The following is a 24,534-nucleotide window of genomic DNA, read 5'->3' as shown; positions in this document are numbered from 1 at the left end:
ATCAGATGTCGGGTTCGAGGATATCGAGGTGCACCGAGAAGGGGATCCGCTGCCGTCCCCGGCCGCGGCGGCTCTGTGCCGCATCGGCGACCACGCTGGCGCGCAGCGTGTCGGCCACGTCCTGGCCTGCGGCGTACGGGAAGCGCACGAGAGCGCGCACGCGGCCGTCGTCGTCGAGCGGGACGGGCCCCAGCACGGCATCCGTCGGGATGCCGATGCCCGACAGTGCGTCGAGCGCCGCACGCACCGAGGCCGGCAGCCCCTCGAGCTGGGCGAATCGTGCCGTGGGAGGCATGTGCAGCGGCATCCGCGCCTCGAGCTCGGAGCGCGCATACGCCGCAGCCGACCAGGTCGCCAGCGCCCGGGCCACGGGGCCGTCCACACCCACGAGATGAACGGGCGCCGCGGGGGCCGCGAGAGCGGCGGCGTTCGACCACCAGCGCAGGCACGACTCGCCGATCCGCAGCTCAGGCGCCTGCAGCATGCGCGCGCCGTCGAGCAGGATGACCGCCCGGTAGCCGCCGTCGGCGATCGGCTCGGCGCCGCGCGTCGCGACGACGAGCGCGGGGCGATCGTCGACGTGCTGCACGGGGTGCGCGCCGTCCGAGACGATCACCCGCACCCCGGGGAATGCGCGGCCGAGTTCGTCTGCGGTGCGTTCGGTGCCGGATGACGCCAGCCGCACCTGATCCGAGGAGCATTCCGTGCATCGCCACGAGTGCGCCGAGCGGCCGCACCACCCGCAGACCGGCACCGCGCCGCGTCGACGAGCGCCGAGGGGGCCGCCGCACTGCCGGCACCGCGCCGGATGCCGGCATGAGGCGCAGACGAGCGTCGGGGCGAAGCCGGGGCGAGCGACCTGCACGAGCACCGGCCCCTCTGCCGCTGCGGCGCGCGCGGTGGCGAAGGCGCTCGAGGGCACCCGCTGGCCGATCGACCGCTCGAGTTCCTGCGGCGTGCTCAGTCGCACATTCGGGATGATGCGCCGCGCGGCGGTGACGTCTCGCAGCCACGCGTGCTGCACGAGACGCTCGACGTCGGTCGAGCGGGTGTGCGCGACCAGAAGCAGCGCGCTGCCCTCCTGCTCCTGGCGGATCAGTGCCGCGTCCCTGGCATGCACGTAAGGTGCGAGCGGCTCGGCGAGCAGCGGGTCGGAGTCGTCCCAGATGGCGACGAGCGCCGCCCGAGCCGGCGAGTAGATCGCGGAGCGGTTGCCGACGACGACGCACGGCTCGTCATCCAGGGTCCGCAGGAACGCGCGGTACCGATCGGGGTTCGCCTGCCTGGCGTCGTGGCGAGCGATCGCGTCCGCCGGCACGAGACGCTCCAGCGCGGTGAGCAGCAGCTCCTGGTCGCGGTAATCGGGGACGACGAGGATGCTCGAGCGGCCCTCCGCCAGCTGCGAGGCGGCGGCGGCGGCCAGCAGGGTCGCCCATCCCGGCTCGGACCCGCTCTGCACGGGGATCGCCTCGACCGCAGCGCGGCCCGATTCGGCGATCACTGCGGCCAGACCGTCGTACCGCGCGACGACCTCTTGCGCGCGGCTCACGGCATCCGGATCCACCTCGACCTTCTCATCGGGCGGCGTCCATGCCTTCTCGACTCGCACCTGCCGCTTCGGGATGGCCAGCCGCAGAACGTCGGAGGCCGATCCTGCGGCGCGATCCGCGGCGCGCCGAGCGAGGCGGTACAGCCGCTCGGGCATCACGATCGTGGGCGACACGACGCTCTCGACCTCGGAGAGCGTGCGAGTGGCGTCCGGCTCGACGTCGATCTCGACGATGTAGCCGTCGACGACGCGACCGGCGGTGCGCAGCGGCGCCTTGATGCGCACCCCCGGCTGCACGTCGCCGAGCTCGTCGGGCAGCGCGTAGTCGAACAGCCTGTCCAGCTGCGGCAGCGGCGAGTCGATCAGCACGCGCGCGATGCGGCGCCCCTCCCCCGGGCCGGATGCCGCCCGCTCGGGTCGAGGGTCGGACACGGCGGCCTCAGAGGCCGGCTGCGCGACGCAGGTCGTCGGCGCGGTCGGTGCGCTCCCAGGTGAAGTCGGGCAGCTCACGGCCGAAGTGGCCGTAGGCGGCGGTCTGCGCGTAGATCGGGCGGAGCAGGTCGAGCTCTTCGATGATCGCCTGAGGGCGCAGATCGAACACCTGCGAGATGGCGTCGGTGATCGTCTCTTCAGACACCCGACCCGTGCCGAAGGTCTCGACGTAGAGCCCCACCGGGCGAGCGACGCCGATGGCATAGGCGACCTGCACCTCGGCACGGTCGGCGAGGCCGGCGGCGACCACGTTCTTCGCGACCCACCGCATCGCGTAGGCGCCCGAGCGGTCGACCTTCGAGGGGTCCTTGCCGCTGAACGCGCCGCCGCCGTGACGTGCGGCTCCGCCGTAGGTGTCGATGATGATCTTGCGGCCGGTGAGACCGGCGTCGCCCTTCGGCCCGCCCGTGACGAAGGGGCCTGCCGGGTTGATGTAGTACTTCAGGTCGTCGGCGAGATCGAGACCGGTCTGCTCGAGCACCGGGTCGATCACGACGTCGCGCACGAGCTGCTTCAGCTCGTCCTGCGAGATGTCCGGCTGGTGCTGAGTCGACAGCACCACGGCGTCGACCGTCTTCGGCGTGAAGCCGTCGTAGCCGAGCGTCACCTGCGTCTTGCCGTCGGGGCGCAGGAAGGCCAGCTCGCCGGAGCGGCGCACCTCCGTGAGCCGCTCGGCGATGCGGTGCGCCGTCCACGCGGCCATCGGCATCAGCTGAGGCGTCTCATTGGTGGCGAAGCCGAACATGATGCCCTGATCGCCCGCGCCGAGCAGGTCGCGAGGGTCGGTCGATCCTCCGTCGCGCTGCTCCTGCGCCTGATCCACGCCGTTGGCGATGTCGGTGGACTGCTCGCCGACCGAGATGCTGACCCCGCACGACGAGCCGTCGAAGCCGGTGTCGCTCGAGGTGTAGCCGATGCCGTTCACGACGTCGCGCACGATGGTCGGGATGTCGACGTAGCCCTCGGTGCGGATCTCACCGGCGACGTGCACCAGACCGGTCGTGACGAGCGTCTCGACGGCCACGCGCGAGTCCCGATCGACCGTGAGAAGCCCGTCGAGGATGCTGTCGGAGATCTGGTCGCAGATCTTGTCGGGGTGTCCTTCGGTGACGGACTCGGACGTGAACAGGCGCAGCGCGCTCATCGGGGCTCCAAAGCGGGGTCGTGGGGCGGAGCCGGTGACGGCTCGACGCCAGTGTGCATGAAGCCGCCGACATCCTCGCGAGGACGTCGGCGGCTCACAGTGCGAAGGCGATCACTCAGCGTGACGGATGCGCAGCTTGTCCTCGTTGATCTCGTGCAGGGCGATCGTGAGGGGCTTGTCCTCGACCGAGGAGTCGACGAGCGGACCGACGTTGTCGAAGAGGTTCCCCTCGTGCAGGTCGGAGTAGTAGTCGTTGATCTGCCGTGCGCGCTTCGACGCGTAGATCACGAGCTCGTACTTCGACTCGACGCGCTCGAGAAGGTTGTCGATGGGCGGGTCGATGATGCCGTTGTTGTGTCCGGCCATGGTGGACCTCCTGGTCAGGCGACGGTGGCGTCGGGGTGACGAGCTGTCGCGAAATCGATGCGGCGCGCGGTCCGAGGGCTCAGGGAGCCGGGCGACGCGCAGAGTCTGTGGACAATTCTACGACCTCTTCGGCCGCGGTGGCGACGTCGGCGTTCACGACGAGGTAATCGAACTCGTTCTGCGCGGCCAGCTCCACCCGCGCAGTGCGCAGTCGGCGGGCGCGCTCCTCGGCGTCCTCGGTGCCGCGGCCGACGAGACGCTGGACGAGTTCGTCCCAGCTGGGCGGCAGCAGGAAGACGAGGGATGCCGACGGCTCGGCGGCCCGCACCTGCCTGGCTCCCTGCAGATCGATCTCGAGCAGCACTGTCCTGCCTTCGGCCAGTGCGGTGTCCACCGGACCGCGCGGTGTGCCGTAGCGGTGCTTGTTGTGCACTACGGCGTATTCGAGAAGCTGCCGGTCGGCGATGAGGCGATCGAACTCGGTGTCGTCGACGAAGTAGTAGTGCACTCCGTCGACCTCGCCGGGGCGGGGGGCGCGCGTCGTCGCCGACACCGAGAGGTGGATCTCGGGATGGGTCTCCCGGATGCGGGCAGCGACCGTGCCCTTGCCCACGGCCGTGGGGCCGGCGAGCACGAGCAGCCGGCTGCGGGCCGGGCGCGGGCGGTGCGGGGGGAAGCGCTCGTCGAGCCACTCCCGCAGTGCGGTGCGCTGGCGCACGCCGAGTCCGCCGAGTCGCTTCACCGGAGCGATGTGCAGATCCTCGAGGACACGGTCGCGCTTGCCGGCGCCGATGGCGGGCAGAGCCATCAGGAAGTCGGTGACACGCATCGTGGCGGCGTCGGAATCGGCATCCTCCGTCGCCTGGCGCAGCACGGCCTGGGGTGCGACGACCCGCGTGCTCAGGTCGCGCTTGAGCGCGGCGCGCGCTCGACGTCGCTCGAGCGCCCGGCGGGAGGCGGCGACGCGGTCGACGTCGGGGACGGCGGGTCGTTCAGCCACGGAGTACCTCCTGGTATCGCGCGTTGCGGGCGCTGATCGCCTCGGCCATGCCGCCAGGACCCGCGGCGAGGATGCTGCGGCTCTCGCTGGCGAGCACGTTCGACGCGACCGCCCCGAACCGGACGGTGAGGTCGGCCGCAGTGGCGCCCTGTGCTCCGAAGCCCGGCGCGAGCACGGGCGTGCCGGTCAGGATCTCGTCGTCGATGCCGACCACGGCGCGATCGACCGTGGCGCCGATCACGACGCCGATCGGTCCGAGCGCGCCATCGAAGGCCGGCGAGCTGTTGACCCAGGTGACATCCCGGACGACTCGGGCCGCGACCGTCTGCTCCTCGCCGCCTGCCACGTCGACCGTGTGCGCGGTCTGCAGCGCGGCGGCCTCGGGGTTGCTCGTTGCAGCGAGCACGAACACGCCCTTGCCTGCACGCACCGCTCCGGTGAGGGTGTCGCGCAGCGACTCCGGCCCGAGGTACGGGCTGATCGTCACCGCATCCGCTTCGAGGGGCGATCCGGCCTCGAGCCACGCCGCGGCGTAACCGGCCATGGTCGACCCGATGTCGCCGCGCTTGGCGTCGGCGAGCACGATCAGCCCGGCATCCCGCGCGGCGGCCATGACGTCCTCCAGTGCGGCGAAGCCCTTCGAGCCGAAGCGCTCGAAGAACGCGACCTGCGGCTTCACGACCGCCGCTCGGCCGGCCGCGGCCTCGACCACGGCCAGACCGAACGAGCGCAGGCCCTCGGCGTCCTGCGCCAGACCCCACTGGTCGAGCAGGGCCGCGTGCGGGTCGATGCCGACGCACAGCGGACCGAGACGGTCGATCGCCGTGCGCAGACGCGCTCCGAACGGCTGGGTCATCGAGCGGCCTCACGGTCGGAGGCGTATTCCTGAAGGCTGCGCACGTGGAAGCCGGACTGGGTGGCGTCCATGCCGGTCACGGCGGCGCCGAGCACGGCCATGGTGGTGAACAGCGCCTTGTCGGCGGCGACCGCCGCGGCACGGATCTCGTACCCGTCGGCGCGGGCCGCGCCGCCGGACGGGGTGTTCACGACGATGTCGATCTCCCCGTCGTTGATCAGGTCGACGATGTTCCGCTCGCCGTTCTCCTGCGTCTCGCTGTACTTCGCCACGACCTGCGCGTCGATGCCGTTCCGGCTGAGGATCTCGGCCGTGCCCTCCGTCGCGACGAGGGTGAAGCCGAGCTGCTGCAGGCGGTGGGCCGGCAGGATGACCTCGCGCTTGTCGGCGTCCGCGACCGAGATGAACACGGTGCCCGCCGTCGGCATCCCGCCGTACGCGGCGGACTGGCTCTTCGCGAACGCGGTCGGGAAGTCGCGGTCGATGCCCATGACCTCGCCGGTCGAGCGCATCTCGGGCCCGAGCACCGAGTCGACGACCTTGCCGTCGTGGGTGCGGAAGCGCTTGAACGGCAGCACCGCCTCCTTCACGGCGACCGGAGCGCCCAGCGGCACGCGGGATCCGTCCTGCGCGGGCAGCATGCCCTCGTCGATCAGCTCGGCGATCGTCGCACCCGCCATGAGGCGGCTCGCGGCCTTCGCCATCGGGATGCCCAGCGCCTTCGACACGAACGGGACGGTGCGGCTCGCGCGGGGGTTCGCCTCGATCACGTAGAGCACACCGGCGCTGATCGCGAACTGCACGTTCAGCAGACCCCGGACGCCCACGCCCTCCGCGATGGCGAGCGTCGCCGTGCGCACGCGGTCGATGTCGGTGCGGCCGAGCGAGACGGGCGGCAGCGTGCAGCTCGAGTCGCCGGAGTGGATGCCGGCCTCTTCGAGGTGCTCCATGACCCCGCCGATGTACAGATCGGTGCCGTCGTACAGGGCGTCGACGTCGAGCTCGATCGCATCGTCGAGGAAGCGGTCCACGAGCAGGGGCTTGCCCTCCTCGATGACCACCTCGCCCGCGGTGCGCACGAAGTAGTCGCGCAGCGACGGGGTGTCGTAGACGATCTCCATGCCGCGGCCGCCGAGCACGAAGCTCGGCCGCACGAGCACGGGGTATCCGATGTCCTCGGCGATGCGCACCGCGCCGTCGACGTCGATCGCCGTGCCGTTTCGCGGGGCGACCAGACCGGCGTCGTCGAGCAGGCGCGCGAACAGCTCGCGCTCCTCGGCCAGGTCGATCGCTGCGGGGCTGGTGCCGAGCACCGTGTAGCCCGCCGCCTCGATGCCCTTCGCCAGACCCAGCGGCGTCTGTCCGCCGAGCTGGCAGACGACGCCGAGGATGGTGCCGCTGCGGGCCTCGGCATCGAGCACCTCGAGGACGTCCTCGAGGGTCAGCGGCTCGAAGTACAGCCGGTCGGAGGTGTCGTAGTCGGTCGACACGGTCTCGGGGTTGCAGTTGACCATGACGGTCTCGTACCCGGCATCCGAGAGCGCGAACGACGCGTGCACGCACGAGTAGTCGAACTCGACGCCCTGGCCGATGCGGTTGGGGCCCGAGCCGATGATGACGATCTTGGTGCGCTCGCTCGGCGCGACCTCGGTCTCGAAGTCGTAGCTCGAGTAGTGGTACGGCGTCAGGGCCGGGAACTCCCCCGCGCAGGTGTCGACGGTCTTGAACACCGGACGCACGTCGAGGCCGTGACGGATCGAGCGCACCTCGGCTTCGTCGAGGCCGCGCAGCTGCGCGATCTGCGCGTCGCTGAAGCCGTGCTCCTTGGCGAGACGCAGGGTGGCGCGATCGAGCTCGTCGGCGCTGGCGACGCTGTCTGCGACCTCGTTGATCAGCACGATCTGGTCGAGGAACCACGGGTCCATCGCCGTCGCATCGAAGGCCTGCTCGATGGTCGCGCCCTTGCGCAGCGCCTGCTGCAGCACGACGATGCGGCCGTCGGTCGGGGTCTTCGCGATCTCGAGCAGCTCCTCGACCGAACGGCTCTCGTCACCCCAGTGGAAGCTGGAGCCGCGCTTCTCGAGGGAGCGCAGCGCCTTCTGCAGCGCGGTCGTGTAGTTGCGCCCGATGGCCATCGCCTCGCCCACCGACTTCATGGTGGTGGTGAGGGTGGCGTCGGCCGCCGGGAACTTCTCGAACGCGAAGCGGGGCACCTTGACCACGACGTAGTCGAGGGTCGGCTCGAAGCTCGCCGGGGTGACGCCGGTGATGTCGTTCGGGATCTCGTCGAGGCGGTAGCCGAGGGCGAGCTTGGCGGCGAGCTTCGCGATCGGGAATCCGGTCGCCTTGGAGGCGAGGGCAGACGAGCGCGAGACACGCGGGTTCATCTCGATGACGATGATGCGCCCGTTGGTCGGGTCGACGGCGAACTGGATGTTGCAGCCGCCCGTGTCGACGCCGACCGAGCGGATGATGTCGATCGAGATGTCGCGCATCTTCTGATATTCGCGGTCGGTGAGCGTGAGCGCCGGCGCGACGGTGATCGAGTCGCCGGTGTGCACGCCGACGGGGTCGACGTTCTCGATCGAGCAGACGACGACCGTGTTGTCGGCGGTGTCGCGCATGAGCTCGAGCTCGTACTCCTTCCACCCGAGGATCGACTCCTCGAGCAGCACCTCGTTGGTCGGCGAGTCGTGCAGGCCGGCGCCGCCGATGCGGCGGAGGTCGGTCTCGTCGTAGGCGAAGCCCGAGCCCAGGCCGCCCATCGTGAACGAGGGCCGCACGACGAGCGGGTAGCCGAGCTCTGCTGCGCCGGCGATGAGCTCGTCCATGGTGTGGCAGATGACCGACTTCGCGACGTCGGCGCCCGCCTCGATCACGAGCTCTTTGAACACCTGGCGGTCCTCGCCGCGACGGATCGCGTCGACCTTGGCCCCGATGAGCTCGACGCCGTACTTGTCGAGGATGCCGCGCTCGTGCAGCGCCATGGCGGCGTTCAGCGCGGTCTGACCGCCGAGGGTCGGCAGGATGGCATCCGGCTTCTCCTTGGCGATGATGGTCTCGATGACCTCGGGCGTGATCGGCTCGATGTAGGTCGCATCGGCGAAGTCGGGATCGGTCATGATCGTCGCCGGGTTGGAGTTGACCAGGATGACGCGCACGCCCTCCTCGCGCAGCACCCGGCAGGCCTGGGTTCCCGAGTAGTCGAACTCGCAGGCCTGACCGATGACGATCGGGCCGGAGCCGATGACCAGGACGGAGTTGATGTCTTCGCGCTTCGGCATCAGTTGGCGCCCTTCTTGCTGGCGAGGACGAGCTCGCGGAATCGGGTGAAGAGATAGTGGGCGTCGTGCGGCCCCGCCGCCGCCTCGGGGTGGTACTGCACGGAGAAGGCCGGGATGTCGAGGGCGCGGAGGCCCTCGACGACCTGGTCGTTCAGGCCGACGTGGCTCACCTCGACCTTCCCGTAGCCGTGCGGGCTGTCGAATGCGCCCTGGAGCGGGGCCTCCACGGCGAAGCCGTGGTTGTGGGCCGTGATCTCGACCCGGCCGGTGGCCTTGTCGATGACGGGCTGGTTGATGCCGCGATGGCCGAAGGTGAGCTTGTAGGTGTCGAGCCCGAGCGCGCGTCCGAACAGCTGGTTGCCGAAGCAGATGCCGAAGTACGGGATGCGCGCGTCGAGCACCTGGCGCAGCACGGCCACCTGCTCGTCGGATGCCGAGGGATCGCCGGGGCCGTTCGAGTAGAACACCGCGTCGGGAGATGTCGCGGCGATGTCGTCGAAGCCGGCCGACTGCGGCAGCACGTGCACGTCGAAGCCGAGCGCTGCGAGGTTGTCGACGGTGGACTGCTTGATGCCCAGGTCGATCACGGCGACGTTCCCGATGCGCTCGGTGGTCGCGGCGACGACGAGGGGCTCGGTGACCGACACCGTCGCCGACAGGTTCTGACCCGCCATCTCGGGAGCGGCGGTCACCTGACGCAGCTGCTCGTCGGCGTCCAGCCCGGCGGCGTCGCCCGAGAAGATTCCGCCGCGCATCGACCCCGTGTCGCGGATGCGACGGGTGAGGGCGCGCGTGTCGATGCCGCTGATCCCCACGATCCCCTCGCGCACGAGCGCGTCGTCGAGCGACTCCTCGGAGCGCCAGTTCGACACCCGGCGGGCGGGGTCTCGCACGATGTATCCCGCGACCCAGATGCGCGAGGACTCCTGATCCTCGCGGTTCATGCCGGTGTTGCCGATGTGCGGCGCGGTCTGCAGCACGATCTGACCGGCGTACGAGGGATCGGTCAGCGTCTCCTGGTAGCCGGACATGCCGGTGGCGAAGACGACCTCGCCGAGCGTGGTGCCTCGCGCGCCGTATGCGCGGCCTTCGAAGCGGGTGCCGTCCTCGAGAACGAGCACAGCGGCGTTCTGGGCCCTTGAGCCCGTCGAAGGGCCGTGGGCGGTCTGGTCGGGGGATGTCACGAGTTCTCTCCGTTCTCCGCACCGGCGCAGAGGCGCTCGAGCTGCGGCACGATCTCTGAGGGCCCGCCTGAGGTGGGCCGGATGAAGGAATCGACGTGGACGTCGTCGGCCACCCGCCACACGAGGCGGATGAGACCGTCGCGCTCCACGACGCGGTCGATGGCGACGGTGGCGCGGTCTGCCGCGACCAGTCGCGCGGACGGCAGGAACACCGTCGGTGCGCCGTCGAGGCTCAGCGCGACACCTCGGTCGGTGAGCACGAGCTCTCCCCGAGCGCGGTAGGTCAGCGGACTGACCGCGAGCCGCTCGAGCGGCTGGTCGTGCGCGGTCGTCGCGACATAGAGCACCTCGTACCGGGCGGTCACGTCGGCGTGCTCGGGCACGCCGAGCGGAGCGGTCAGGCCGGCGTCGCGGCGCAGGCGCCTGCGCCAGGCGATGAACATCGAGAGCAGGATCAGCGCGGCGACGAGGGCGATGATCAGCCCCGCGAGCTCGCGAGTCACTTCGGCTCGCTCCGCTCGCTCAGCACATCGCGCGCGTCGAGATCCGCGACGAGGGCTCCGCCGTCGACGGTCACGACGCCGCCGTGGATGGTCCAGCGCACGCGGCCGGGCAGCTCGCGTCCCAGGTACGGGGAGTTGTGGCTGCGTCCGTGCAGGTCGGCCTCGGTGAACACCCCGGGCACGCTCGGGTCGTACAGCGTGACGTGCGCGGGCCGCCCGACTTCGAGGGCGCCGAAGCCGTCGAGGCGCCCGATGCGGGCGGGAGCGGCGCTCATCACGCGAGCGACGTCCGCCCAGTCGAGCTGGCCGGTCTCGACCATCGCCTGATGCACGACGCGCAGCGCGCTCTCGAGCCCGACCATGCCGTTCGCGGCGGCCTGCCATTCGCACGCCTTGTTCTCCGCCGGGTGCGGGGCGTGGTCGGTCGCGACGATGTCGATCGTGCCGTCGGCGAGGCCTTCGCGCACGGCCATCACGTCCTCGGCGGTGCGCAGGGGCGGGTTCACCTTGTAGCGGGCGTCGTAGTCGCGCACGAGGTCGTCGGTCAGCAGCAGGTGGTGGGGAGTGACCTCGGCCGTCACGCGGATGCCGCGCTTCTTCGCCCACCGGATGATGTCGACGGAGCCGGCGGTCGAGAGGTGGCACACGTGCAGACGCGAGCCGACGTGCTCGGCGAGGAGCACATCGCGGGCGATGATCGACTCCTCGGCGACGGCGGGCCAGCCCGCGAGGCCCAGCTCGGCCGACACGACGCCCTCGTTCATCTGCGCGCCCTCGGTCAGACGCGGGTCCTGCGCGTGCTGCGCGATGACGCCGTCGAACGACTTCACGTACTCCAGCGCGCGCCGCATGATCAGCGGATCCCACACGCAGAAGCCGTCATCGCTGAAGACGCGCACGCGGGCGCGGGATCCCGCCATGGCGCCCAGTTCGGCGAGACGCTCACCCTTCTGTCCGACGGTCACGGCGCCGATCGGCTGCACCGTCGCGTAGCCAGCGGCCTCGCCGAGGGCGAGCTCCTGCTCGACGACACCCGCGGTGTCTGCGACGGGCTGGGTGTTCGGCATCGCGAAGACCGCCGTGAACCCGCCGGCCGCCGCTGCCTGCGTGCCGGTCAGCACGGTCTCGGAGGCTTCGAACCCTGGTTCACGCAGGTGCGTGTGCAGGTCGACGAGGCCGGGCAGCGCGACCAGGCCCGCGGCGTCGATGACGCGCGCGCCCGCTCGGGTGAGCCCCGAGCCGATCTCGGCGATGGCACCGTTCTCGATCACGATGTCTGCGCTGTCGCGCCCGAGCAGCCGGACGCCTTCGATGACGAGGGTCTCGCTCACTTCACTTCCCCTCTTCGTCGTTGCGCTCGCCTGCCAGCAGCAGATAGAGCACGGCCATGCGCACGGAGACTCCGTTCGTGACCTGCTCCAGCACGGTGGAGCGGGGCGAATCCGCGGCTTCGGATGAGATCTCCAGCCCGCGGTTCATGGGCCCCGGGTGCATCACAATGCTATCGTCCGGCAGGCTCGCCGCGCGCACGGCGTCGAGCCCCCATAGCCGGGAATACTCCCGCTCAGTGGGGAAATACGCGGCGTGCATCCGCTCCGCCTGGATGCGCAGCATCATGACGGCGTCCGGCCCCTCGGCCAGTGCGGCGTCGAGGTCGTAGATCACTCGCACGGGCCACTGCGACACGTTCTGCGGTACGAGCGTCGGCGGGGTGACCAGTGTGACGTCGGCGCCGAGCAGCGACAGCAGCCACACGTTGGAGCGAGCCACCCGGGAGTGCAGCACGTCGCCGACGATGACGACGCGCAGGCCAGACAGGTCGCGGCCACGGCTCTCGCTGCCGTGGCGGCGCTTGCGGATCGTGAATGCGTCGAGCAGAGCCTGGGTCGGGTGCTCGTGCGTGCCGTCGCCCGCATTGACCACGCCGGCGGAGATCCAGCCGCTCGTCGCCAGCGTGCGGGGTGCTCCGGACGCCGAGTGGCGCACGACCACGGCATCCGCCCCCATCGCCTGCAGGGTCTGGGCGGTGTCCTTCAGGCTCTCGCCCTTCGACACGCTGGAGCCCTTCGCCGCGAAGTTGATCACGTCGGCGGAGAGTCGCTTCGCCGCCGCTTCGAATGAGATGCGGGTGCGGGTGGAGTCCTCGAAGAAGAGGTTGACGACGGTCTTGCCGAGGAGCGTGGGAAGCTTCTTGACCTCGCGCGACTGCGTGTCGGCCATGTCCTCGGCGACGTCGAGGATGCGCAGGGCCTGCTCGCGATCGAGGGTGCGGATGTCGAGCAGGTGCCTCATGATTCGATCGTCACCTCATCGGCTCCGTCGAGCTCGCGAAGGCGCAGATTCACTCGTTCCGCGCGGGAGGACGGGATGTTCTTGCCGACGAAGTCGGGACGGATGGGCAGCTCGCGGTGGCCGCGATCCACCAGGATCGCCAGACGCACTGCAGCGGGGCGACCGATCGACTGGAGGGCATCCAGCGCTGCGCGGATGCTGCGCCCCGAGAACAGCACGTCGTCGACGAGCACGACGGTCCTGCCGTCGATGCCGCCGGCGGGGATCTCGGTGCGCTTGGGCGCACGGGTCGGGTGCTTCGACAGGTCGTCGCGGAACAGGGTGATGTCGAGCGAGCCCACCGCGATGTCGGTGCCGGCGATGCCGGAGATGATCGTGCCGAGCCGTTCGGCGAGCGTCACTCCCCTGGTCGGGATGCCGAGGAGCACGAGCCCGTCGGCGCCTCGGTTCGACTCGAGGATCTCGTGGGCGATGCGCGTCAGAGCGCGCGCGATATCGGCTTCATGCAGCACTGTGCGTGCAGACAACGGCCACTTCCCTTCTCCGCCTCACAGGACGGTGTTAAAGGTTCGGTGATGCCTCCAGTCTATGACAGACCGGTGGGACGCGATGACGTGTGACGTCAGCCCCGTGCGGCGGCGGGCTCGCGCTCCTCTTCGGAACGTGAGCCGGTCTTGATGACCCGCGACGCGCGGATCGGGTGCCCGGTCGTCGTCAGGCACTTGCCCGTCTCGAGGTCCCACTTCCAGTCGTGCATCGAGCAGGTCAGGACGCCGTTCTCGATCTTGCCCGTACGGGTCAGGTCGGCGCGCAGGTGCGGGCAGCGGCGCTGCACGACCCAGTCGTCGATCTCGGCGTCCTCGGTCTGATCGGTCTGCTCCTGGTACCAGTTCTCGACGTACTCGATGCGATCGACCGAGAGGCACTTCAGGAACGTGGTGAGGAACTCGTTGAACTTGCCGCTGCGGCCGACCGAGAACTGCATCGACAGGAAGATGGAGTTCGACCAGTCGATCTCGTGGTCGCGGATGTTCGTCGAGACGAGATCGGCGGGGATCGTGTACCAGTAGATGCACTCCTCCCCCGCGTACTCGCGCACCTTCGCCTTGGGGAAGTCGACGACCATGTCCAGCTCGCCGATGCGGAAGCGCACGTTGCCGCCCACGCCGAGGCGGATGGTGCGCGACTTCTTCAGCAGCGGCTCCCACCACTCCTTGATCGCCGCGAGCATCTCCGCCGGGGGGATGACCTCCGCGCGGGTGGCCTCCTCATCGATGATCTCCTGCTGGCGCGATGCGCGCTGCTCTTCGAGGTAGTCCCACTTCTCGTCGAAGATGTGGGTGATCTCGTCGTCGGAGTACAGGCTCTGCGACACGGTCATGTCGCCGTGGTTCATCTCGACCACCGTGCCGGGGATGAAGAGGTGGCCGTCGTACTTCGGGGCCAGCTCCTTCATGTGCGCGAGGAACTCCTTCTGATCCGTGAAGATCGAGTCGTCGTCCTGACCCTTCCCGTTGAACCGGAACAGCTCGTCGCGCAGGAACATCGGGGGCCCGGCCATCGGGAACACGTGCGGTGCGTCGACCTTCTCGATGTAGTACATCGCCCGCTTGTTCTGCGCCTCGCGCTTGAGCGCGGCGAACTTCTGCTTGGCGTCCTGCGGCAGATCGTAGACCATCGGCCACCAGATCGCGCCGGACACCTGGGTGAAGTACGCCTCGGGCTTGCCGAACGACAGCAGCGCTTCCAGATCCAGCGGATGCGAGTCGTTCTGGTTGAGGATGGATGCCGTGCCGTCATCGACGCTCAGCGAGGAGTCGCCGATCGGGCCGTCACTCGGCGCGCGCAGCGGCGTGATCATGATCTTCAGGTCGCCGCGCTCGATCACCTGGCCTGCCGGTGCGTAGGTGATGTTGTCGTACCCGAGCCTGCGGATGTCGACCTCGAGGTCGTCGGTGACGTACTCGGGCAGCAGCACCTCGATGTCCTTCGAGATGTACTTCTCGAGCAGGTTCGGGTCGAAGTGGTCGCGGTGACGGTGCGAGATGTAGAGGAAGTCCGCCTCGCGTCCCAGTCGCTCCCAGTCCAGGCCGCGGTTGTCGGGGAACGGGAACCAGGAGCCGTAGAACGATGGACCGAGCACGGGGTCGCAGATGATGTTTCCGCCGACCGTCTCGATGAACATCCCGGCGTGGCCGAGTCCCGTGATCCGCATGTCTCTCCTCAGGGTTGGACGACGTCGATTCTACCGAGCGCTCGCTGAGCGGGCCCGGTGACCGGCCGTGGTTATCCGGATGACTGTGACGCGGCGTTCACGCCTCCAGCAGCCCGCGGATGTCGTCGGCGGTGAGCGCCTGCGAGAACAGCGCCTCGTCGTCCATGACCGCGGTGAACAGTCGTGCCTTGCGCTGCTGCAGTGCCAGGACCTTCTCCTCGATCGTTCCCGCGGCGATCAGGCGGTACACGATCACCGGCTGCGTCTGTCCGATCCGGTGCGTCCGGTCTATCGCCTGCGCCTCGGCCGCGGGGTTCCACCACGGGTCGAGCAGCAGCACGTAGTCCGCCTCGGTGAGGGTGAGCCCGAACCCGCCGGCTTTCAGGCTGATCAGGAACACCGGGGCGTCACCGGAGCGGAACTTCGCGATGACGTCGTCGCGTCGTCGAGTGGACCCGTCGAGGTATTCGTAGACGATACCCGCGGACTGCAGCCGCTCGGCCGCCAGCTCGAGGTATGAGGTGAATTGGCTGAAGACGAGGGCGCGGTGCCCCCCGGCCCGCAGCTCCTGCACGTGCTCGAGCAGGACGTCCAGCTTCGCCGACGACGCATCCTCGGCATCCGTGTCGATCAGCCGTGGCGACAGCGCGAGCATCCGCAGCATCGTGAGAGAGCGGAACACGATGAATCTGTTGCGATCGAGATCGGCCAGCAGGCCGAGAACCTTCTGCCGCTCCCTCTGCAGGACGGTGTCGTAGAGGGCCCGGTGCGCAGGGCTCAGATCGACGAACAGCTCCTGCACCTGCTTCTCGGGCAGATCGCCCGCGACCAGCTCTTTGGTGCGTCGCAGCATGAGAGGTCGGATGCGGTGGCGCAGCCGCTCGAGTCGCCGCTGCCGGTACGGGGCGCCCTCCTCGTTCTCGGGCACCTTGCCCCGCTCGATCGGCTGCACGTACTCGTCGCGGAATCGCCGCTTCGACGGGAACAGTCCCGGTGCGGTCAGCGCGAACAGCGCCCACAGGTCGGTCAGGCTGTTCTCGAGCGGCGTGCCGGTGACGGCGATCGTGACGACCGATCGCAGCTGCGCGATCGCCTGGTGCACCTTCGTGGCGGGGTTCTTCGCGAACTGCGCCTCGTCGATGATCACGCCCGCCCAGTCGATGCCCTGATACTCCTCGGCGTCGAGCCGAAGCAGCGTGTACGAGGTGACGACGATGTCGGCGCCGGCGGCCATCGCGCCGATCTCGTCGGCCCGCCGCGATCCGGTGCCTTCGACGACGCTCACCCGCAGGTCGGGCGTGAACCGGCTCGCCTCGCTGCGCCAGGTGCCGAGCACCGAGGTCGGCGCGATGACGAGAAAGGGGCGCTTCTCGCCCGCCTCGACGGCGTGCGCGATGAGCGACAGCAGCTGGAGGGTCTTCCCGAGACCCATGTCGTCGGCGAGGATGCCTCCGAGCCGGTGCTGCCAGAGGAACGCCAGCCAGTCGAGTCCCTGCTGCTGATACGGACGCAGGTGAGCGCGAAGCCCGCCGGGCGGCGGGGTGTGCGGCACCCGATCGATGCCACGCAGGCCCTCGGCCACAGCTCGCCAGCCGACCGCCTGCTCGGATTCGTCGGCGAGATCCTCGAAATCCTCCCAGAGCGCGGTCTGATAGCGGCTGATCCGCGGGCCGGTCTCCCATTCGGTGAGCGCGCCGGCCTCGTCGATGAGCTCGCGCAGCTGCTGGAGTGCGGGATGCGCGAGCGAGAAGTACGTGCCGTCGACGAGCATGAGTTTCGTGCGCCGCATGCTCAGCGCGGTGAACAGCGGCGTGAACGGAATCGAGTGTCCATCGATCTTCACCAGCACGCCGAGGTCGAACCAGTCGGCGTCGGTCGACTCGACCGTCGACACCGAGATCTCGGGCGTGCCGGTCAGTTCTCGGTATCGGGTTCGGCGCCCGGTGACCACGACCTTGACGTCGGACGTCTCGAGAGCCGGCAGCACGTGCGCCGCCCACTCCGCGGCAGCGAGCTGTTCGAGTTCAGCGCGATGACGGAACGCATCGCGAGCGGCACCTGCCCAGATCGCCTCGATGTCGCGGGAGCGCCGCTGCTCGGCATCCGGATCGCGGAAAGGCTCCGAGCCGTCGGTGAATGCGACGGAGCCCTGACCCGCGTACTCCCACTCGAAGCGGTATGCGATGCGGTGGCCCGAGCGGAAGGTCACGCGCAGCACCGGCTCGGGAACGGCGAGGGAGGGCAGGGCGAGGCCCTCAGACGCCGTGACGACGGTCTGCCTGGCGAGAGCGGGATAGGCCTCGGCGAGGAACCGTTCCCGGTCGTGCGCCGGCACATCGATCGGAGCAGGAGCGTTGATGGCGTTCAGAACCGCCGGCGCGAGCCCGATGGGCGCGATGGTCACCTCGAGACCCGAACCCTCGAGTTCCCACCGGTACAGGCCGATGCGGCCGATCGGGCGCAGGTGCGCCGTCGGCGCCGCCTGCCCGTCGAGCACCGCGTCGACGCCGACGGCCAATCCCCCGCCATCGACGGGATCGATGCGCAGACCGACCGCCGCGCCTTCGGCGAAGCGGACGGCGGTGTGCTTCTGCGTCGGGATGATCGGGATGCCGAGGCCCGCCAGAGCGTCGACGTGCTGCCAGAGCAGCGGCGTCTCGACCCTGTCGAGGGCGATCCAGTCACCCGCTGTGCCGGAGAGCAGCGAGTCGCGCGCGATGTTGAGGAAGTCGGTGAACCAGCGCGCCTGGTCGGCATCGAAGCGCGCCGACGAGCGCCGCACGGAGTCCCACGAGGCATCGCCGTGGATCCACCGGCCCGTCGACGCGCTGCGCATGAGCGGGCGGACGCAGAGCAGGATCTCACCGTGATCGCCCGCGAGATCTCGGGGTGTCGCCGTCTGCAGGGCGGCCGGTCCCCACCGGTCGAACGAGTGGCGGGGCCGCGTGCGCAGCTCGATTCCCAGCGCGAGGGGAAGCGCGGTCGGCGCGGGTGCAGCGCCCAGCAGCGCACGCCATGCGGGCGGCGGCGCCGGCCTCGCGAAGGCACCGAACTGCTCCCACGGCTCTCGGGGAGGCGCCGGCGCGGGCATCGTCATCGCTTGTGACGGCGGCTCTGCGCGGAACCTCTCATCCGAGACGGCGCCGATGACGACGGCTGCGATCGCGTGCTTGCAGGCAGATGCGACCGGGCACGTGCAGCTGGTCGACATGATCCGCTGCCCGTCGAATCGCACCCGGCAGCGATAGGGCGCGGCTTCGCTTCCGAGCACCTCAGCAGTGAGCGTCTGCGCTGCGGTATCCCACCGCGCATCGACGACGCGACCGCGGCGGGCGTAGTCGAGCCCGCGCTCGTAGCCGCCGTCTCCCGCCAGATCGCGCAGCGCCGCTGCGGAGGGACGGGGAGACCTCATGACAGCATCCTCCCCGTCACCACCGACACTCGGTCAGCGCCGCCTGCGATTCAGATGGAACGTGCGATGCGCGCGAGCACGCCGTGCACGAAGGCGCCGGAGTCCTCGGTCGACAGCTCCTTGGCCAGCTCCACTGCCTCGTCGATCGCGACGGCCGTGGGCACCTCGTCGTTGTAGACGATCTCCCAGGTGCCGATGCGCAGCAGGGCGCGGTCGACGGCGGGCATCCGGTCGAGCTTCCAGTCGTTGCTGTGCGTGGTGATGTGCTCGTCGATCTCATCGCGGTTGTCGATGATGCCGTCGACGATGTCACGGGCGTACAGCCACGACGCCTCACGTGCGGGCTCGCTGGCCGCGCGCTTGGCGGCTGCGGCGAGCACGACCGAGAGCTCCTCGCCGCGCACGTCAGCTGAGAAGAGGATGTCGAGGGCGCGCTTGCGCGCCTTGGTGCGGGCGCTCAAGGTCAGTCGTTGACGCGACCGAGGTAGTCACCCGTGCGGGTGTCGACCTTGACCTTGGTGCCGGTCTCGAGGAAGAGCGGGACCTGGATCTCGTAGCCGGTCTCGAGGGTGGCGGGCTTGGTGCCGGCCGACGAGCGGTCGCCCTGCAGGCCCGGCTCGGTGTAGGTGACCTCGAGCACGACCGACGCGGGGAGCTCGATGTACAGCGGGTTGCCGTTGTTCAGGGCGATCTGCACCTGCTGGTTCTCGAGCATGTAGTTCTTGGCATCGCCGACGGTGGCCGCGGGGACGTTGATCTGGTCGTAGTCCTCCTGGTCCATGAAGACGAAGCTGTCGCCGTCGGTGTACAGGTAGGTGAAGTCGCGACGGTCGACGTTCTCGATCTCGATCTTGGTGCCGGCGTTGTAGGTCTTGTCGACCGACTTGCCCGTGACGACGTTCTTCAGCTTGGTGCGGACGAATGCGCCGCCCTTGCCGGGCTTGACGTGCTGGAACTCCACGACGCTCCAGAGCTGTCCGTCGATCTTGATGACGACGCCGTTCTTGATGTCTGCGGTGGATGCCATGGTGATGCGGGTCCGTTCATTCAGAAGCTTCGAGGGCCGGGCGCGGTTGCGCGCAAGAAGGTGGCCGAAAACCGATTCTATCGGATGCCTCGGATCGGGCGATCAGATCCGCGGCGCACTTCACGTCTCCGCCTCTCGCGACCGGACCACTCCCCCACGGACCTCCGGTCGAATCGGCTGCGGCACCGCACTGCGTCGTCCGAAACCCGCCAGCATTCGGCATCCGGCCGCGATGGACTGAGCAGATGGACAACAGACACAGACATGCCCAGGCGATCACCTTCCGTGCTCTGCACTTCAACCCAGGACAGCCACTTCTCCTCGCCAACGCGTGGGACGCTGCCAGCGCGCGGCTCATCGAGAGTGCCGGCGCTCCGGCGATCGCGACGACCAGTGCGGGGGTGGCATGGTCACTGGGCTGCGCAGACGGTAACGTCCTCGCTCGCGAGGAAGCGATCGCCGCGGCGGCTCGTATCGTGGCCGCCGTCACGGTGCCGGTCACCGTCGACGTCGAGGCCGGATACGCGGACAGCGCAGCCGGCGTCGAGCGTACGGTGGCGGATGTCGTGGAGAGCGGTGCGGTCGGCATCAACATCGAGGATGGACTCCTGCACCCCGGCGACATGGCCGACCGGATCAGCGCCGCCCGGCGCGCCGCCGCCCGCTCGGGTGTGCCGCTGTTCATCAACGCCCGCACCGACGTGTTTCTCGGGGGCGTCGCCGCTCCCGCGGAGCGCTTGGCAGAGACGCTGCGGCGCGCGCGCCGCTATCTCGACGCCGGAGCGGACGGCGTGTTCGTTCCGGGCGTGGTCGATGTCGACACGATCAGGGTGCTCGTGCAGGAGGTCGACGGCCCCGTCAACGTCATGGTGGGACCGGGCGCGCCCACCGCCGCAGCCCTGTCTCGGCTCGGCGTCGCCCGCGTGAGCGCCGGATCCGGCGTGGCCCAGGCGTCTTACGCCGTCGCGCATCGGGCCGCCGCTGAACTGCTGACCACGGGCACGCACGCTTCTCTGGCTCCCGCCGTGGACTACGCCGCGATGAACTCGCTGTTCTAGCCAGTCCCGAGGTGCGTCGGCTCGGTGTCCGAGCTGAGCACGCGAGCCCGTCCCTTCTGGGCCGGCTGAGGTCAGAGCAGGGCGGCCAGCTCGCGCACGGCCCGCGCGTAGCCGTCGACGCCCTCGCCGACGACGCGCACGGCGGCCACGTCGTGAAGGTAGGAGAAGTGCCGGAACTTCTCCCGGGCGTACACGTCCGAGATATGCACCTCGGCGAAGGGCAGGGCGACGCCGGTCAGTGCGTCGCGCAGCGACACCGACGTGTGCGTGAGCCCGCCCGGGTTGATGATGATGGCCGCGCAGTCCTCCCGGGCCGCGTGGATCGCATCGATCAGCACACCCTCGTGATTGCTCTGCAGCGCCCGCAGCTCGTACCCGGCTTCCGCTGCCGCCGCGGCGGTCAGCTGCTCGACATCCGCCAGCGTGGCGCTGCCGTACACGTCGGGCTCGCGAGTGCCGAGCAGATTGAGGTTCGGACCGTTCAGCAGCATCAGCCGGCGGGCATCGGTCATCCCGCCACCTCCTGGTAGGCGGCGAACATGAGCGACTCGTCCGGCGCCTGCACGACGGTGGGCTTGGCGATGTCGTCGAGCAGGATGAACCGCAGCATCCCGCCGCGCGCCTTCTTGTCGCGCTGCATCGTGGCCAGCAGCTGCTGCCAGGCTCCCCCGCGGTATGTCGTCGGCAGCCCGAGCGACTCGAGCACTGAACGGTGCCGATCGGCGCCGGCGTCCGAGAGCCTGCCGGCCAGACGTGACAGCTCGGCGGCGTACATCATGCCGATCGAGATCGCCGCTCCGTGCCGCCACTGGTAGCGCTCGGCGTGCTCGATCGCGTGCCCCAGGGTGTGCCCGTAGTTGAGGATCTCCCGCAGGCCCGCCTCGCGGAAGTCATCCGAGACGACCTTCGCCTTCATGTCGATGGCGAGCTCGACCGTGCGACGGAACTCGTCGGTGGTCGGGTCGACCGCCCGCTCGGGCGAGGCCTCGATGATGTCGAGGATCTCGGGCGCCCAGATGAATCCCGCCTTCACGACCTCCGCGTACCCCGCCGTCGCCTCGTTGGCGCTCAGGGTCTGCAGCTCGTCCAGATCGCCGACGACCGCGCGCGGCGCCCAGAACGCGCCCACCATGTTCTTGCCCTCGGCGGTGTTCACCCCGGTCTTGCCGCCGACGGCGGCGTCGACGAGACCGAGCACGGTCGTCGGCACCTGGACGACCTGCACGCCGCGCAGCCACGTGGCGGCGACGAAGCCGGCGACATCCGTCACCGAACCTCCGCCGTAGCCGATCACGGCGTCGGTGCGGGTGAAGTCGGCCTGGCCCATCACCTGCCAGCAGAACGCTGCGACTTCGATGCGCTTGCCGGCCTCGGCATCCGGGATCTCGGCGAGCAGCACCTCGAGACCGCCGTCCGACATGAGCCGCTCCCGCAGCTCGGCCGCCCGCTTGCCGAGGGTGGGCGGATGCACGACGAGCACCTTGCGCACGGCGGGATCGAGAGCCGCGTGCACACCGTCGAGGATGCCGCGCCCGACGGTGATGTCGTACGGCGTGCTTCCCGAGACGCTGATCGTGGTCGTGGTCATGGCTGCTTCCTCCTCCAGGCGGCGATCTCCTCCGCCAGTGCCCGCATGGGTCTGCGTGATGTGTCGACGGTGAGGTCGGCGACCTCCTCGTACCAGCTTCTCCGCTGATCGAAGATGGTGCGCCACCTCTCCACGGGGTTTTCCTCGCCTGCCAGCAGCGGGCGGCTGCTTCCGGTGATGCGTCGTTCGACGGCCTCCGCGGTGACGGTGAGGAAGACGACGGGATGCCGGTGCAGCAGGGCTCGGGTGTCGGCATCCGTCACCGCTCCCCCGCCCAGCGAGACCACGCCGCCCTCGGCGACGGCTGTCGCGACGGCTCCTCTCTCGAGCTCGCGGAAGCGCGGCTCGCCGTGCGCGGCGAAGATCTCGGGGATCGGCCCGTGCGCGGCCGCGATGCGCTTGTCGGTGTCGATGAACGGCACGTCGAGCAGACGCGCGACCTTGCGGCCGACACTCGTCTTGCCCGCAGCCATCGGGCCGACCAGCACGAGGGTCAGCGGATGATCAGACGAGCTCATCATGGGCGAGCAGCGCCGCCTCGGATGCGGGTGCCGTGCGAAGAGACTCGGGGATCGCTGCGAGGTAGGACTCGAGGTTGCGTCGGGTCTCGCCGATGCTGTCGCCGCCGAACTTCTCGAGCAGCGAGTTCGCGAGCTCGATGGCGACCATCGCCTCGGCGACCACCCCTGCTGCGGGCACGGCGCAGACGTCGGAGCGCTGGTGATGCGCGGTCGCAGTCTCGCCGGATGCGACGTCCACGGTGCGCAGCGCACGCGGCACCGTGGCGATCGGCTTCATCCCGGCACGGATGCGCAGCACGGTGCCGGTGCTCATTCCGCCCTCGATGCCGCCGGCGCGGTCGGATGCCCGGGTGATGCCGTCAGCTGCGGCGAACAGCTCGTCGTGGGCAGCCGAACCGCGACGGCGCGTCGTCTCGAACCCGTCGCCGACCTCGACGCCCTTGATCGCCTGGATGCTCATCAGCGCCTGCGCGAGCCGGCCGTCGAGCCGTCGATCCCAGTGCACGTGCGAGCCGATCCCCGGCGGAAGACCGTAGGCGAGCACCTCGACGATGCCGCCGAGTGTGTCGCCGTCCTTGCGAGCCGAGTCGACCTCCTCGACCATCCGGGCCGACGTCTCGGCGTCGAAGCAGCGCAGCGGATCGGCGTCGAGCGCGGTCACGTCGTCCGGAGTCGGCAGCGCGGCATCGGCGGGCGCCTGCACCGGGCCGATCGAGAGCGTGTGGCTGACCAGGCGGATGCCGAGTTCGGAGAGGAAGGAGCGCGCGACCGCGCCGAGGGCGACTCGGGCGGCGGTCTCCCGCGCGCTCGCCCGCTCGAGGATCGGCCGTGCCTCGTCGAAGTCGTACTTCTGCATGCCGACGAGGTCGGCGTGACCGGGACGCGGGCGGGTGAGCGCCGCTCCCCGTCCGCGGGACTTCTCGGTCAGCTCGGTGGGTGCGGGATTCATCACCTCGGTCCACTTCGGCCACTCGGTGTTGCCGATGCGCAGCGCGATCGGGCTGCCGAGGGTGAGCCCGTGGCGGACGCCGCTGGAGATGGTGAGCTCGTCCTGCTCGAACTTCATGCGCGATCCGCGGCCGTAGCCGAGCTTGCGACGCTGGAGGTCGGCCTGGATCGCCTCGGCCGTGACCGTCACACCGGAGGGCAGGCCCTCGACGATGGCGATGAGTTCGGGGCCGTGCGATTCGCCGGCAGTGAGCACGCGGAGCATTGCTCTAGTCTCCCACGACGGCCGACCGCATGATGCCGACTGTGACGGCCTCATCGGGCAGCTGCCGCTGCGGATCTCCGTCGCGGAAGATGCGGATCTGGCGGACGGCCTGGAACAGCAGCATCTCGAAGCCGGAGATCACGTTGGGCGACGGCCAGAGGGCTGCGAGAGCCGACGGCCACGGCGCATAGGCGGCTTCGAAGAGGGTGCCGCCGACGGCCGCGAGCGGCATCGCGATGTCGGCGTCGAGCACCGTACCGCTCGGCAGCGTCGCGACCGTCGCATCGACGTCGGATGCGGGAGCTGCGAAGTCGACGGTGTTCAGCTGCACCCCGAGGGCCTCGGCGGTCGGGCGCAGCCGGTCGACCGCCTCAGGGCGCCGCGCGCGGAACTCGACCTCGGTCGCACCGAGGTCGCTCAGCGCGACCAGCGCGGATGCGGCGGTCGCCCCCGCACCGAGGACGCGCGCGCGACGAACACCGATGACACCGGCGTGGGCGAAGGCGTCGACGATGCCGCCCACGTCGGTGTTGAAGCCGCGCGCCGTCTCGCCGAGAAGCAGCGTGTTCACCGCCCCCGTGAGCGCCGCATGCCGGTCGAGCTCGTCGGCCGCATCGTGCGCGACCTCCTTCAGCGGCATGGTCAGCGACAGCCCCCGCCACGAGTCGTCGAGCGACGACAGAGCGGGAAGGAAACCCGTCCTGTCGACCTGCCGCCGCTCGTATGTCCACTCGAGGCCGAGATGGCGGTAGGCGGCGGTGTGCAGCTGCGGCGAACGGCTGTGCTCGATGGGATCGCCCCAGACGGCGAGGCGACTGCGCCCGGACATG

21 protein-coding genes are annotated in these 24,534 nt (G+C 69.8%); 1 reads left to right on the top strand and 20 read right to left on the bottom strand.

Annotated elements, in window-relative coordinates; translation table 11 throughout:
- Position 1: 1 nt before the first annotated feature.
- From PGB26_RS10835 to efp, 15 genes are all read right to left on the bottom strand, one after another.
- Complete coding sequence (locus PGB26_RS10835; protein ID WP_271637615.1) at positions 2-1,981, bottom strand: primosomal protein N'; 1,980 nt, start codon at positions 1,979-1,981, stop codon at positions 2-4.
- A gap of 7 nt (positions 1,982-1,988) precedes the next feature.
- The gene (gene metK, locus PGB26_RS10830) at positions 1,989-3,185 is read right to left on the bottom strand and encodes a methionine adenosyltransferase (protein ID WP_271637614.1); all 1,197 of its coding nucleotides are present in this window, start codon (positions 3,183-3,185) and stop codon (positions 1,989-1,991) included.
- Positions 3,186-3,296: 111 nt separating this feature from the next.
- On the bottom strand, positions 3,297-3,551 hold the full coding sequence (rpoZ, locus tag PGB26_RS10825) for a DNA-directed RNA polymerase subunit omega (protein ID WP_099195959.1): 255 nt from the start codon (positions 3,549-3,551) through the stop codon (positions 3,297-3,299).
- 79 nt (positions 3,552-3,630) lie between these two features.
- Positions 3,631-4,551: a guanylate kinase gene (gene gmk / locus PGB26_RS10820; RefSeq protein ID WP_271637612.1), complete on the bottom strand. Its 921-nt coding sequence runs from the start codon at positions 4,549-4,551 to the stop codon at positions 3,631-3,633.
- Positions 4,544-5,407 (bottom strand): orotidine-5'-phosphate decarboxylase, encoded by an 864-nt coding sequence (pyrF, locus tag PGB26_RS10815; protein WP_271637611.1) that lies wholly within the window; start codon positions 5,405-5,407, stop codon positions 4,544-4,546. Before pyrF ends, gmk begins: the two co-directional genes overlap by 8 nt.
- Positions 5,404-8,691, bottom strand: coding sequence for a carbamoyl-phosphate synthase large subunit (gene carB, locus PGB26_RS10810; protein WP_271637610.1), 3,288 nt, complete (start codon positions 8,689-8,691; stop codon positions 5,404-5,406). Before carB ends, pyrF begins: the two co-directional genes overlap by 4 nt.
- Positions 8,691-9,875: a glutamine-hydrolyzing carbamoyl-phosphate synthase small subunit gene (gene carA / locus PGB26_RS10805; RefSeq protein WP_271637609.1), complete on the bottom strand. Its 1,185-nt coding sequence runs from the start codon at positions 9,873-9,875 to the stop codon at positions 8,691-8,693. Before carA ends, carB begins: the two co-directional genes overlap by 1 nt.
- Complete coding sequence (locus PGB26_RS10800) at positions 9,872-10,378, bottom strand: PH-like domain-containing protein (RefSeq protein WP_271637608.1); 507 nt, start codon at positions 10,376-10,378, stop codon at positions 9,872-9,874. The genes carA and PGB26_RS10800 overlap by 4 nt, the downstream gene beginning before the upstream one ends.
- Positions 10,375-11,691 carry a dihydroorotase gene (locus PGB26_RS10795; protein ID WP_442923020.1) on the bottom strand — a complete coding sequence of 439 codons (1,317 nt, stop codon included), beginning with the start codon at positions 11,689-11,691 and terminating at the stop codon, positions 10,375-10,377. Before PGB26_RS10795 ends, PGB26_RS10800 begins: the two co-directional genes overlap by 4 nt.
- Positions 11,692-11,710: 19 nt before the next feature.
- Positions 11,711-12,670, bottom strand: a complete 960-nt coding sequence (locus PGB26_RS10790; RefSeq protein WP_271637606.1) for an aspartate carbamoyltransferase catalytic subunit — start codon at positions 12,668-12,670, stop codon at positions 11,711-11,713.
- On the bottom strand, positions 12,667-13,197 hold the full coding sequence (gene pyrR / locus PGB26_RS10785; RefSeq protein WP_271637605.1) for a bifunctional pyr operon transcriptional regulator/uracil phosphoribosyltransferase PyrR: 531 nt from the start codon (positions 13,195-13,197) through the stop codon (positions 12,667-12,669). The genes PGB26_RS10790 and pyrR overlap by 4 nt, the downstream gene beginning before the upstream one ends.
- Positions 13,198-13,292: 95 nt before the next feature.
- Positions 13,293-14,885: a Rieske 2Fe-2S domain-containing protein gene (locus PGB26_RS10780; RefSeq protein WP_271637604.1), complete on the bottom strand. Its 1,593-nt coding sequence runs from the start codon at positions 14,883-14,885 to the stop codon at positions 13,293-13,295.
- 97 nt (positions 14,886-14,982) lie between these two features.
- Positions 14,983-18,297 carry a DEAD/DEAH box helicase gene (locus PGB26_RS10775; protein WP_271637603.1) on the bottom strand — a complete coding sequence of 1,105 codons (3,315 nt, stop codon included), beginning with the start codon at positions 18,295-18,297 and terminating at the stop codon, positions 14,983-14,985.
- Between the two features lie 50 nt (positions 18,298-18,347).
- Complete coding sequence (nusB, locus tag PGB26_RS10770; protein WP_099195950.1) at positions 18,348-18,758, bottom strand: transcription antitermination factor NusB; 411 nt, start codon at positions 18,756-18,758, stop codon at positions 18,348-18,350.
- A 2-nt stretch (positions 18,759-18,760) separates the two neighbouring features.
- Positions 18,761-19,324, bottom strand: a complete 564-nt coding sequence (gene efp / locus PGB26_RS10765; protein WP_071643676.1) for an elongation factor P — start codon at positions 19,322-19,324, stop codon at positions 18,761-18,763.
- Between the two features lie 245 nt (positions 19,325-19,569).
- Here efp and PGB26_RS10760 point away from each other — a divergent pair, with 245 nt between their 5' ends.
- Positions 19,570-20,382: an isocitrate lyase/PEP mutase family protein gene (locus PGB26_RS10760; RefSeq protein WP_271637602.1), complete on the top strand. Its 813-nt coding sequence runs from the start codon at positions 19,570-19,572 to the stop codon at positions 20,380-20,382.
- A 71-nt stretch (positions 20,383-20,453) separates the two neighbouring features.
- Here PGB26_RS10760 and PGB26_RS10755 read toward each other — a convergent pair whose 3' ends face one another.
- The 5 genes from PGB26_RS10755 to PGB26_RS10735 are packed head-to-tail and all read right to left on the bottom strand — an operon-like array spanning position 20,454 to position 24,533.
- Positions 20,454-20,894 (bottom strand): type II 3-dehydroquinate dehydratase, encoded by a 441-nt coding sequence (locus tag PGB26_RS10755; RefSeq protein WP_271637601.1) that lies wholly within the window; start codon positions 20,892-20,894, stop codon positions 20,454-20,456.
- On the bottom strand, positions 20,891-21,970 hold the full coding sequence (aroB, locus tag PGB26_RS10750; protein ID WP_271637600.1) for a 3-dehydroquinate synthase: 1,080 nt from the start codon (positions 21,968-21,970) through the stop codon (positions 20,891-20,893). The genes PGB26_RS10755 and aroB overlap by 4 nt, the downstream gene beginning before the upstream one ends.
- Positions 21,967-22,488 carry a shikimate kinase gene (locus tag PGB26_RS10745; RefSeq protein WP_271639646.1) on the bottom strand — a complete coding sequence of 174 codons (522 nt, stop codon included), beginning with the start codon at positions 22,486-22,488 and terminating at the stop codon, positions 21,967-21,969. The genes aroB and PGB26_RS10745 overlap by 4 nt, the downstream gene beginning before the upstream one ends.
- Positions 22,475-23,704: a chorismate synthase gene (aroC, locus tag PGB26_RS10740; RefSeq protein ID WP_271637599.1), complete on the bottom strand. Its 1,230-nt coding sequence runs from the start codon at positions 23,702-23,704 to the stop codon at positions 22,475-22,477. The genes PGB26_RS10745 and aroC overlap by 14 nt, the downstream gene beginning before the upstream one ends.
- A gap of 4 nt (positions 23,705-23,708) precedes the next feature.
- Positions 23,709-24,533: a shikimate dehydrogenase family protein gene (locus PGB26_RS10735; protein ID WP_271637598.1), complete on the bottom strand. Its 825-nt coding sequence runs from the start codon at positions 24,531-24,533 to the stop codon at positions 23,709-23,711.
- Position 24,534: the final 1 nt, after the last annotated feature.

It is taken from the genome of Microbacterium sp. nov. GSS16, from assembly GCF_028198145.1.
In the GTDB taxonomy this organism is placed as follows: domain Bacteria; phylum Actinomycetota; class Actinomycetes; order Actinomycetales; family Microbacteriaceae; genus Microbacterium.
Note: the sequence above shows the minus strand (reverse complement) of the source record. Positions and strands in the feature narration are given on the sequence as shown.

Excerpts from the sequence above, each read along its gene's own strand:
- metK (WP_271637614.1), bottom strand. The coding sequence starts at position 3,185 with ATGAGCGCGCTGCGCCTGTTCACGTCCGAGTCCGTCACCGAAGGACAC.
- PGB26_RS10755 (WP_271637601.1), bottom strand. The coding sequence starts at position 20,894 with ATGACCGATGCCCGCCGGCTGATGCTGCTGAACGGTCCGAACCTCAAT.
- pyrF (WP_271637611.1), bottom strand. The coding sequence starts at position 5,407 with ATGACCCAGCCGTTCGGAGCGCGTCTGCGCACGGCGATCGACCGTCTC.
- aroB (WP_271637600.1), bottom strand. The coding sequence starts at position 21,970 with ATGACCACGACCACGATCAGCGTCTCGGGAAGCACGCCGTACGACATC.
- aroC (WP_271637599.1), bottom strand. The coding sequence starts at position 23,704 with ATGCTCCGCGTGCTCACTGCCGGCGAATCGCACGGCCCCGAACTCATC.
- PGB26_RS10790 (WP_271637606.1), bottom strand. The coding sequence starts at position 12,670 with ATGAGGCACCTGCTCGACATCCGCACCCTCGATCGCGAGCAGGCCCTG.
- efp (WP_071643676.1), bottom strand. The coding sequence starts at position 19,324 with ATGGCATCCACCGCAGACATCAAGAACGGCGTCGTCATCAAGATCGAC.
- PGB26_RS10775 (WP_271637603.1), bottom strand. The coding sequence starts at position 18,297 with ATGAGGTCTCCCCGTCCCTCCGCAGCGGCGCTGCGCGATCTGGCGGGA.
- carB (WP_271637610.1), bottom strand. The coding sequence starts at position 8,691 with ATGCCGAAGCGCGAAGACATCAACTCCGTCCTGGTCATCGGCTCCGGC.
- PGB26_RS10745 (WP_271639646.1), bottom strand. The coding sequence starts at position 22,488 with ATGAGCTCGTCTGATCATCCGCTGACCCTCGTGCTGGTCGGCCCGATG.
- rpoZ (WP_099195959.1), bottom strand. The coding sequence starts at position 3,551 with ATGGCCGGACACAACAACGGCATCATCGACCCGCCCATCGACAACCTT.
- PGB26_RS10760 (WP_271637602.1), top strand. The coding sequence starts at position 19,570 with ATGGACAACAGACACAGACATGCCCAGGCGATCACCTTCCGTGCTCTG.
- PGB26_RS10735 (WP_271637598.1), bottom strand. The coding sequence starts at position 24,533 with ATGTCCGGGCGCAGTCGCCTCGCCGTCTGGGGCGATCCCATCGAGCAC.
- PGB26_RS10780 (WP_271637604.1), bottom strand. The coding sequence starts at position 14,885 with ATGCGGATCACGGGACTCGGCCACGCCGGGATGTTCATCGAGACGGTC.